The sequence below is a fragment of the Planomonospora parontospora genome, assembly GCA_014647935.1.
In the GTDB taxonomy this organism is placed as follows: Bacteria; Actinomycetota; Actinomycetes; order Streptosporangiales; family Streptosporangiaceae; genus Planomonospora; species Planomonospora parontospora.
This window is the reverse complement of sequence record BMQD01000082.1, coordinates 1-1565: the sequence shown is the minus strand read 5'-3', so window position 1 is coordinate 1565 and position 1565 is coordinate 1. Positions and strand designations below refer to the sequence as shown.

Genomic DNA, 1565 nt, shown 5'->3' with positions numbered 1-1565 from the left:
GGTGCAGCCCGGTTGCCGGAACCGGGAAACCCTAAAGTCCCGAAACCACCGGGGTTTCCGGACACGGCAAGCGAATGGGCGGATCATGCGAGGAGCAAGGAAGAAGCCGGTCGCGCCTTGGTAGAGATCTTCGAGACGCGACGAGGGGCGTGTTCCAGCCTCCGCACCCAGAGTCAGTGATCATTCTTCGGTGTTTACGCCGTGAACACTTCCCAGGCTCCGACCGCGCGACGAGCACGCCCGCGTACATGCGTCATGGCCGCCTCCGGCGGACATTGCCCGCGTCATCGGTGTTCCTCGCGCTTTCGATCTACTCGAGCCGCCGGACATGGGAGAGAATGAAGGGGTGAGTCTCCAGACCGCCGTACCCCTGCCGTCCCGATGGGCCGGGCTGGCCAGGTTGATGCCGCCCTCGTTGTCGTGCTTGGACGGCCCGGATGGAGGCGTCGTCGAACTGCCCTCTGATCTCGCCTGGTCCGGGCGGACCCGCTTCGATCTCTCGGACCGCGACCAGCGCTACCTCTTCCACATGACAGTGCTGACCTCGGCGATCACCGCTGAGCACTACACGCACTGGCTGAACGCCGACCTTCTCCGTTCTGATTGGGCACGGCTCCGGCTTCCCCGTGCACTCCGCGCCCTGTGGCAGGAGAGGTTCCCCGAGCTGGCGGCCGGGGTTGTCCGATCCGCTTGAGGGCGATCACGCGCTGCTGATGCACGCGGCCCTGCCGATCTGCGATCGATACGGCCTGGTTCTGGCGGGCGGTTACGCGATCAAGGCACACGGCCTCGTGTCCCGGCCCTCGGACGACCTCGACTTCGCCACCGCGGACTCCGCGCCGGTGGAGGAGATCGCCGCAGCGCTCGCAGCCGCCTACGAACGGGCCGGGGTGGAGGCCCGGGTGGTCTCCGCCGAAGGCCGCAAGGGTCATCTGGCGGTCGTCCTCCCCACAGGGGCGGCGTACCGGATCGACATCTTGAAGGAACCTCTCAATCACCCCGCGGCCGTCATGAGTTTCGGCCCCGTCCTTGCGCTCGAGGATGCCGTCGCACTGAAAATGGGCGCCCTGCACGATCGCGGCCTGCCACGGGATCTGATCGACGTCTACAGCGCGACGGCCTACTTCAGCAACGCCGAACTCCTGTCACTGGGCCGACGGGCCCTGGACGAGGACTTCTATCCAGAGGATCTACGCGATCAGCTTGATCACGCAGCGGTCTACCCGGATGAGGAGTTCGAGGTGTACGGCCTGCGCTCCGAGCAGATCACCATGATGAAATCGTGGGCGCAGCAGTGGGCTGACCAGATCGGCCGCGAGATGACGGAGGAAACCCTCTGGACCGACGACCTGGCCGACCCCTTCGACTGATCGAACGGAAGACGCGCGGAGAACTTCATGCACCGAGCCCCCGGAGATCCGGGGTGTTTACGCCGTGAACACCCCCGACGGTTCCGGCATCGTCCGGAAGGGGTCGCGGCGTGAGTAGGTATCGGCAAAACGGTGGTGTTTACGGCGTGAACACCCGGGCGGTGCGGCCGGCGGCTTTCTGCCGCTGAGGACGGG

Annotated in this window: 2 protein-coding genes; both read left to right on the top strand. The window is 66.0% G+C overall.

Annotation, left to right across the window (positions count from 1 at the left end):
- The first annotated feature begins 346 nt into the window (after positions 1-346).
- Positions 347-694 (top strand): hypothetical protein, encoded by a 348-nt coding sequence (locus tag IEZ07_RS35200; RefSeq protein WP_191898760.1) that lies wholly within the window; start codon positions 347-349, stop codon positions 692-694.
- Positions 678-1370, top strand: a complete 693-nt coding sequence (locus IEZ07_RS35195) for a nucleotidyl transferase AbiEii/AbiGii toxin family protein (protein ID WP_191898759.1) — start codon at positions 678-680, stop codon at positions 1368-1370. Before IEZ07_RS35200 ends, IEZ07_RS35195 begins: the two co-directional genes overlap by 17 nt.
- The last annotated feature ends 195 nt before the right edge of the window (positions 1371-1565 follow it).